The following is a 7,542-nucleotide window of genomic DNA, read 5'->3' as shown; positions in this document are numbered from 1 at the left end:
ATCGTGAAAAGGCTCTCGGTGAAGGTGTCAGCGCCGCGCATCATGTGTCCGTGTAGTTGCTCAACAATTAACGTTTCTCAGGGGCTCGGCGTGGACCTAAACATGGGAGTATTTCAGCAGCCTGCTATGCTGCTGGCGGCTTTTCTGACCAGGCCAGTCGAATCATTGCCGAAGCGATGTCCAGAAATTTGGGCCAAACCATCGTGATCGAAAACCGTGCCGGTGGTGGTGGCCGCATTGGCAGCGAAGCCGTCACCAAAATGGCGCCTGATGGTTACCAACTGCTGATGACCACCAATGGCACCAAGACTTATATGGCCGTGGTGGAGAAGTCCCTGTCCTACGATCCGGTGACTGACTTCACACCGATTTCCCTGGTCGGCAAATACGGCTTGCTCATGGTGGTCAACCCATCGGTACCGGCCAAGAACCTGCCCGAGTTCCTGACCTACGCCCGCGATAACAAGGGCAAGATCAACTACGCCACGTCGGGCATGGGCAGCGGCCTGCACTTTGCCGGTGAACTGTTCAATGCCATGGGCAAAATCGACATGGTGCATGTGCCCTACAAAGGTTCTGGCCCCGGCATGCAGGATGTGCTCGCGGGCGTTTGCCAGGTCATTTTTGATGGCGCCGCCAAGCCGCAAATCGATGCCGGAAAAGTCCGGTTACTGGGCACCACCAGTTCCGTACGCGATCCGCGCTACCCGGACATGCCCACAATCAGTGAGGGCGGTTTGACGGGCTATGACCTGACCTATTGGGTCGGCATTTTTGCCCCCAAAGGTTTGCCCCCTGAGATTCAGGCACGCCTGAATGCATCGGTCAAGACCGCCCTGGCCGATGCCGACGTACAGAGAAAGCTCAACGGCATGGGCATGACCTTGGTGGGCAGCACACCCGAACAAATGGTGCAGGAAATCCGCACCGAAACAGCCAAGCTGCGACAGATTGCAGCCTCGATTCCTGGCGGGGTGAACTGATGGTGCCGCCCATCGACGGGATGCTGCGCCCCCAAGACCGCTTGCCTTTTTCGGCCATCATCGATCGCCCTCCCCTGTTGTTGCCTGATGGTGTTCGCCTGGTGGTCTGTCCGGTGGTCAACATCGAAGAGTGGGATATTTCGCGCCCCATGCCGCGCATGGTCTCGCCCCCTCCCGGCGGCCAGGCACCTGTGCCTGATGTGCCCAACTGGACCTGGCACGAATACGGCATGCGGGTGGGCGTATGGCGTCTCATGGATGCGTTCAAAAATGTGGGGGTTCGCCCCACCTTGTCCATCAATGCCAAGGTGTGTGAAACCAGGCCTCGTGTGACGCAGGCCGCACTGGAGGCTGGCTGGGAGTTCATGGCCCATTGCTACGAGCAAATTCCGATCCAGAAAATCCCGGACGAGCGGGCCATGATGCAGCAGACGCTGGACGCGCTGACCCGTTTTACAGGCACTCGCCCAGAGGGTTGGTTGGGGCCAGGCCGCAGCCAGACGCTGGAGACGCCCGACCTCATCAAGGAACTGGGCATGAAATGGTTTGGCGACTGGGTACTCGACGACCAGCCGCAACATGTACAAACCCGGCATGGCCCACTCGTTTCGGTGCCTTACACCATCGAACTCAACGACATCAACATCATGTTGACGTCGCATGAGCGCTCGGACGCAATGCTGCTGCGTGCCCAGGAAATATTTGCACGCCTGTATGCCGAATCAGCCAACGGCGCCCGCATCATGGCTTTTGGGGTCCACCCCTACATTTCAGGCGCGACGCACCGCATCCGTCACTTTGAAATGATGCTGGAGTTTCTGGCAAGCCAACCGGGTGTGGCGTTCTGGAACGGCTCGGAAATCTGCAACTGGTTCCAACAGGCCAGTCCACTGCCAGCATCTTGATCCATGCCCCTTGAATCGCCGTTAGATTCACCTTCAGAAGCACCGCTGCATGCGCTGTCATTGGCCCAAGCCAGTGCCTTGATTCGGCAAGGACAGATCACGCCTGTGCAACTGGTCCAGGCCTACAGCGACCGGATCGAGGCCCTGGATGCCCAAACGCATGCGTTTGTCACGCCCACCCTCGCATCGGCCATGCAAGCCGCACACCAAGCCACCCGGGAAATTCGGGAGGGCCAATACAGGGGGCCTTTGCATGGCATTCCCATCGCACACAAGGATGTATTTCTTACCCAGGGCGAGCGCACCACCGCACACTCACGGCATTTGCAAGACTGGGTGCCGCCCATCAGTTCTACGTTGGTCACAGGCCTGACTCGGCTGGGGGCCATCAGCCTGGGCAAAACGGCTTGCCACGAGTTTGCCTTTGGCTCACCGGCGGCAGACGACCCATTTCCCCCTGCTCGAAACCCCTGGAATCTGGCGCACATGCCGGGCAGCTCCAGCAGTGGCTCGGGTGCTGCCGTGGCAGCGTCCCTGTGCCTGGCAGCGACGGGCACCGACACGGGCGGATCGATCAGGCACCCCGCAGCGGCTTGTGGCGTGGTGGGCATGAAACCCACGCGACATGCTTATCCCATGTCGGGCGTGTTGGCCTTGGCGCCCACACTGGATGTGGCCGGATTCATCACCCGCACGGCGCTCGACCAGGCCGTGATTTGGGATGCCTGGCACGGCACCGATGTGGCAGCCGCATGCATGGCCGATGCAAGGTCTTCTGCGCTCAAAGGCTTGCGCATTGGTGTGCCTGCTAGCTTGTGGAAAAACCCCGAGAACGACCAAGCCACGCACGATCCTCAAATTCAGGCGTGCTTTGAAATGGCCCTGGATAAATTGCAGAGTGCAGGTGCACGGGTGCTGACCCTGAACTTGCCCCCCCAACAACAGGTGGTGCACGCCGCCAACACAATCATTGGCTACGAAGCCTTCCAGCAACTGCAGCCCATTTGGCGCGATCAGCCAGACCATCTGGGTCAGGGTCTGCGGCAAAAACTGACCAGCGCTTCCACACTGAGCCTGAACGATTACCAAGCCGCCAGGGTCCTGGCCGATGAGTGGCAGGCTCAGGTCAGCGCTGTGCTTGCCGGGAAAGTCGATGTCTTGATGTGGCCAGGCCGCGAAGCTTTGCCGGAGACCTTGCAAGCACTGATGGACCAACCCACCGCACAGCGCAGCGCGTGCAATCGCTTGTTCAGCCTCACCGGGCATCCTGCCCTGACTTGCCCAATGGGCGTGTCGACACAAGGCCTGCCCATGGCTTTGCAAATAGGCAGTGCCATGCACAGCGAGCGCCATTTGCTAAAGGTGGCCCACGCTTTTGAAGCGCTTATCGCTTGGCAATGGCCCAGCTTGTTGGCTTGAACCATGGCTTTTGTTCACATCCATGGCGTGCGTCTGCATTACGAAGTGTTGGGCGAGCAAGGGCCCTGGCTCGCGCTGGTGTCGGGCGGGCGCCGCAGTGGCGCCGAGTTTCGGCCACTGGCAAGGAACCTGGCTGCCCGTGGATTTCGGGTGCTGCTGCACGATCGGCGCAACACAGGCGCATCGGATGTTCTTATCGAAGGTGACTCGGGCGAAGAAAGCATCTGGGCCGATGACTGGGCGCAGTTGTTGCGGCACCTGAACGCGGTGCCTGCTTTTTTGGGGGGCGGATCTTCCGGCGCCCGTTTGGCCATGCTGACCAGCTTGCGCCACCCCGACCTGGTCCGTGGCTTGCTGCTCCTGCGCATCACGGGAGGGGCTTTCACGGCCAGTCGATTGCCAGAAACTTATTACGGTCAGTTCATTCGCGCAGCCGAGCAAGGTGGAATGCCAGCGGTTTGCGAGACAGCTTTCTACCAGGAATGCATCCAGGCCAATCCGGCCAACCGGGATCGGCTCATGGCCATGGCGCCGGGCCAATTCATCTCGGTCATGCGCCATTGGCTGGCCATCTTTCTACAAGGTCCGCGCGAGCCGGTGCTGGGCATGGCCAACGATGCCTTGCAGGCCATTCGAATCCCCACCTGGTTGGTCCCTGGCAATGACCAAACCCATGTGTCGCGTCATGGGCGCGAAGCCGCTGGCCTGATTCCGGGCTGTGAACTGTTTGAGTTGCCCGTGCTGGACGAAGACGTAGCCGCTTTGCCATTTTCTGCCTGGGCCATACATGAAGAAACCCTGGCGACAGCCATGGCCGATTTCATGCGCCGGGTGATGGATGATGGCGCATGACATTTACCAAGGAGCTTCTTGCATGAGCACACCGACCAACCCCAGCATTCGCCGCGTCGTGACAGGGCACGACGAACAGGGCAAAGCCATTGTGGAAATCGATGAAATCTGCAGCCATTACCGTCAGGGTCGCCCCAATGGTTTTGTGTGCAACGTATGGACCACCGACACCCAGCCGGCCAACAACAACGGGCATGTCGATGCAGGTAAGCGGGAGGGCAAGTTTTCGGTGATCGAAAACGGCAGTGTCTTTCGCATCCTCGATTTCCACCCGGGTGTTCAGCAGCGCGTGCACCGCACCGACTCGGTCGATTACATCGTTGTCATGTCTGGCGAGATCGACATGGAACTCGAGTCCGGCGAAGAGGTGCACCTGAAGGCCGGCGACGTCATGGTGCAGCGCGGCACTGTGCACAACTGGATCAACCGGGGCACAGCAAGCTGCGTGATGGCAGTGATTCTGGTGCACGCCCACCCCGTGCAGGCTGGGGACCAGACGCTCAAGGCTTTTGGTTGAGCACTAGGCCCGTTGGGTCGGTCGTCGAGTAATGATGGCCAGCGCTCTGAATTGAGCCCTCGCTGATCACAAGAAAGACCCCCGACTCAATTCGGGAAGGGCGCAAGACCCGAGGCCGCATCGTCCGGCAGACTGCGGCGTGTGGTGTTCATAACCATGGCCAGCAAGCTGTAGTAGCCACAGTGGGCTGTCATGTCGATGACGCCCTGGTCACCAAACATTTTTTGGGCGGCCGCCCATGTCACGTCGCTGACCGACTGGTTGTGCAGCAACTCTTGCAAAAAGTCGTACACCACGGTTTCTTCGGCTGTCATGTGAGGTGGGCGGCGACCATCGGCCAGGGCATCGCAAGTCTCCTCGCTCACACCTGCCTTGATCGCAATCGGTTTGTGAATATGCCACTCCACCGGCTGCGACCAATAGCGGGCTACCACCAAAACAGCGAATTCAGAGTTGTGTAAACCCACGGTGTTGTCATAGCGCAGGTACTCGCCCACTTTTTGCAGTCGCCGCATCAGTTCGGGGCTGCGCATCAAGGGCACGAAAGGACCACTGAGTTTGCCTCTGGGGCCGCTGACCAGTTCATCCACCGCTGCACGCTGTGCATCGGTCATCTGTTCGCGGGGCATTTCAGGCAGGCGGTCTGGTTTGGAGGTGCTCATGGTGCGTCTCGGGTGTTGGGGTTCAAGGGCGGTATTGAAAGCCCAATTTATCACCCCGATGCAACAAGCCCAGTCGTGTGCGGGATACCCCAGCGATGCTGCCCGAGCGCATGGAATGGGGTGCACCGGTCATGCCAACTGCACCTCATGTCATGCAGCCTCAATAGTCGTATCCCCAGGTGAGTCTGACGGCTTCAAGACCGTGGTTAGGTTCCTTGTATCCCCCGTTGCTGATGTGCATCAAGCCAATGCCCAGTTTCGTTTTTTGGTTGAGCCGATACATGACATCAAAGGTGGTTCTGAAATTGAAGCTTCCACTCAGTGAGCGCAATCTGTCATCCCCCTTGATGGACGAGTAAGAAGGATAGATGAAAAGCGTCATGTCCAGACCTTTGACGTCAATGGTCTTGCCCACACCCGGTCCAAACATATAGGTCCCTTGTGCATTCAGCATTGCCGAGGCACCGTACCTCAGCCCATAAAAGCTTGTCGGCTTGGACTGGTAAGACACATCAATGACACTTTTATCTTTGGTCAACGACAGATCCCACTCCTTGTTGTGGACATCTGCCATGTAAGAAAAGGTCACTGTTTCTTTATTGGCGGCAGTTGGTTCAGGTACGGCCGTAAACCATGCAGACCCCAAAATGACCGCTATGGCGGCAGCACTGTCAAACATTTTTTTCTTTCTTGAGTGAGGAATGAGAAACATCAAATTTGCTAATAATGATACACGCATGATTTCGCCAAAAACACAATGCAGAGGGGGGCTTGGCCATGTGTCGCCCCCTAGAAAACCCAATCAATAGACCTCCTTGGCCCATTCGGGTGGTCCACACCATCAGAAACGCATCACACCCCTTTTTTGGAGGCATCGGACGAATCTTTTGTGCGATGCCACACACAAGGAAGTCAGTTTTGGTTGAGATAACTGCAAGCGCAGAGATCTTGAATAGATAATCTTATGATGCAGGCGAATCTATGAGAGGTCATGTAACGGACTGCTGGGGCTGCTGTCAAAAACCAAATGTTGGCAGATCTTCCAGAAATCCATTTGCAAAATGAGAGACGATAAACAGCATTTTTATAAAATTACTTCTAAAGTATTATTAATAAATGCTTATTAATTGTTCGGTCCGGAACAATTATAAAATTAATTAATTTTTTAATGATAAATAAATTATTAAGTGACTTGAAAATGTATTTAATTCGGTAAAATCCAAATATTATGGAAACAACCAACAGCCCGTTTGTAACTGCTTATTTGCGGTTTTTGCAGCTCACAAAAATCGTGCAGGCTCTGCCCGAAGACATGGAAATGGATGCCAATGAAAGCGCTTTGCTGGAAGCCGTGGTTTTGCGCTGGCATGAAAATCAGCCCATGACGGTACGCGAGGCGATTGCACTTGCGGCTTTGGGCTCTCCGGCCACCTTGCACAAGCGCATTACGCGATTGCGCGACAAGGAAATGCTCAGCACCCTGAACACGCCAAGTGATCGCCGAGCCAAATTTCTGATTCCAACGCAGCGAACACTCGATTATTTCAACAAGCTTGGCCAGTCCATGCAACAAGCCGGTAATAATCATGCTGGATGAAGCTAACCCTACAGATTGTTCTTGAATACGCTGCCCTGACCTTGGGCAGCGCTGTTTTATTTGCGTGCTTCTTCCTGGTCAATGCATGGCTTTTCGCCGATTTGGTTTACCGGGAAAACGTGAGTTGGGTGTTTTTGCCTGCAGGGTTTCGCATCATTTTGGTCTTGGTTCTTGGTCTGCCAGGGTCGTTGGGCATCGCGCTGGGCACTTGGTATCTTGACCGAGAATTGCTGAGCACTGACACCACGCGGCTGGTCATGCTCAATGGTTTGGTTTCAGGGTTTATGCCTTATTTGGTCATGAAGTTCATTAGCAAAGGCAAGAGCTTAACAGGCTGCTGAAATACCCCATTCGCGAGCGCAATTTCGCCCCGCATGGTTTTGATTTTTTTGATTTTCCTTTCGCATTCTGATATTCCCTTCGTTTTTTGTTCGCCTTGGCCCACTTGTAAGCCCATTTCGGGGCTTTTTCTGCCCCTCACGCCCCCTGCTGACGGATTTGCCCCAAGGTGCGCATGCGCGTGAGGTTATAGGCGGTCATCGTCAGCACAAACATCTGATCGACTTTCTCCAGCCCCCGCACCATCACCTGCGCCATGTGGCCCACC

9 protein-coding genes and 1 pseudogene are annotated in these 7,542 nt (G+C 56.3%); 7 read left to right on the top strand and 3 right to left on the bottom strand.

The window, feature by feature from the left end; genetic code table 11:
- Positions 1 to 110: 110 nt before the first annotated feature.
- From B9Z45_RS16285 to B9Z45_RS16265, 5 genes are read left to right on the top strand one after another with little or no spacing between them, the layout of a single operon-like run.
- The gene (locus B9Z45_RS16285; RefSeq protein ID WP_108408250.1) at positions 111 to 983 is read left to right on the top strand and encodes a tripartite tricarboxylate transporter substrate binding protein; all 873 of its coding nucleotides are present in this window, start codon (positions 111 to 113) and stop codon (positions 981 to 983) included.
- The gene (locus tag B9Z45_RS16280) at positions 983 to 1,888 is read left to right on the top strand and encodes a polysaccharide deacetylase family protein (RefSeq protein ID WP_199221934.1); all 906 of its coding nucleotides are present in this window, start codon (positions 983 to 985) and stop codon (positions 1,886 to 1,888) included. Before B9Z45_RS16285 ends, B9Z45_RS16280 begins: the two co-directional genes overlap by 1 nt.
- Before the next feature lie 3 nt (positions 1,889 to 1,891).
- Positions 1,892 to 3,307: an amidase gene (locus B9Z45_RS16275; RefSeq protein ID WP_108408249.1), complete on the top strand. Its 1,416-nt coding sequence runs from the start codon at positions 1,892 to 1,894 to the stop codon at positions 3,305 to 3,307.
- A 3-nt stretch (positions 3,308 to 3,310) separates the two neighbouring features.
- A complete protein-coding gene (locus B9Z45_RS16270; protein WP_108408248.1) occupies positions 3,311 to 4,159 on the top strand; it encodes an alpha/beta fold hydrolase in 849 nt (282 codons plus the stop codon).
- A 22-nt stretch (positions 4,160 to 4,181) separates the two neighbouring features.
- A complete protein-coding gene (locus B9Z45_RS16265; RefSeq protein ID WP_108408251.1) occupies positions 4,182 to 4,676 on the top strand; it encodes a cupin domain-containing protein in 495 nt (164 codons plus the stop codon).
- 86 nt (positions 4,677 to 4,762) lie between these two features.
- On the opposite strand, the gene B9Z45_RS16260 is transcribed toward B9Z45_RS16265, so the two are convergent.
- The gene (locus B9Z45_RS16260; protein WP_108408247.1) at positions 4,763 to 5,338 is read right to left on the bottom strand and encodes a carboxymuconolactone decarboxylase family protein; all 576 of its coding nucleotides are present in this window, start codon (positions 5,336 to 5,338) and stop codon (positions 4,763 to 4,765) included.
- 160 nt (positions 5,339 to 5,498) lie between these two features.
- Positions 5,499 to 6,050 carry an acyloxyacyl hydrolase gene (locus B9Z45_RS16255; RefSeq protein ID WP_158270447.1) on the bottom strand — a complete coding sequence of 184 codons (552 nt, stop codon included), beginning with the start codon at positions 6,048 to 6,050 and terminating at the stop codon, positions 5,499 to 5,501.
- Positions 6,051 to 6,566: 516 nt separating this feature from the next.
- Between B9Z45_RS16255 and B9Z45_RS16250 the strand changes: the two genes are divergently transcribed.
- Together B9Z45_RS16250 and B9Z45_RS16245 are read left to right on the top strand one after the other, a co-directional pair.
- Entirely contained in the window at positions 6,567 to 6,935 is a 369-nt protein-coding gene (locus B9Z45_RS16250) for a hypothetical protein (RefSeq protein WP_108408245.1), read from the top strand.
- The gene (locus B9Z45_RS16245) at positions 6,932 to 7,276 is read left to right on the top strand and encodes a hypothetical protein (protein ID WP_146180950.1); all 345 of its coding nucleotides are present in this window, start codon (positions 6,932 to 6,934) and stop codon (positions 7,274 to 7,276) included. The genes B9Z45_RS16250 and B9Z45_RS16245 overlap by 4 nt, the downstream gene beginning before the upstream one ends.
- Before the next feature lie 136 nt (positions 7,277 to 7,412).
- Here the strand turns inward: B9Z45_RS16245 and B9Z45_RS16240 are convergent.
- Positions 7,413 to 7,542: pseudogene (locus tag B9Z45_RS16240) on the bottom strand (IS5/IS1182 family transposase); the annotation flags it as partial.

Origin of the sequence: Limnohabitans sp. 2KL-17 (genome assembly GCF_003063415.1) — a bacterium.
Classification (GTDB): domain Bacteria; phylum Pseudomonadota; class Gammaproteobacteria; order Burkholderiales; family Burkholderiaceae_C; genus Limnohabitans_A.
Note: the sequence above shows the minus strand (reverse complement) of the source record. Positions and strands in the feature narration are given on the sequence as shown.

Coding starts and splice junctions, on each gene's coding strand:
- B9Z45_RS16280 (WP_199221934.1), top strand. CDS start 983: ATGGTGCCGCCCATCGACGGGATGCTGCGCCCCCAAGACCGCTTGCCT.
- B9Z45_RS16275 (WP_108408249.1), top strand. CDS start 1,892: ATGCCCCTTGAATCGCCGTTAGATTCACCTTCAGAAGCACCGCTGCAT.
- B9Z45_RS16270 (WP_108408248.1), top strand. CDS start 3,311: ATGGCTTTTGTTCACATCCATGGCGTGCGTCTGCATTACGAAGTGTTG.
- B9Z45_RS16265 (WP_108408251.1), top strand. CDS start 4,182: ATGAGCACACCGACCAACCCCAGCATTCGCCGCGTCGTGACAGGGCAC.
- B9Z45_RS16260 (WP_108408247.1), bottom strand. CDS start 5,338: ATGAGCACCTCCAAACCAGACCGCCTGCCTGAAATGCCCCGCGAACAG.
- B9Z45_RS16255 (WP_158270447.1), bottom strand. CDS start 6,050: ATGTTTCTCATTCCTCACTCAAGAAAGAAAAAAATGTTTGACAGTGCT.
- B9Z45_RS16250 (WP_108408245.1), top strand. CDS start 6,567: ATGGAAACAACCAACAGCCCGTTTGTAACTGCTTATTTGCGGTTTTTG.
- B9Z45_RS16245 (WP_146180950.1), top strand. CDS start 6,932: ATGAAGCTAACCCTACAGATTGTTCTTGAATACGCTGCCCTGACCTTG.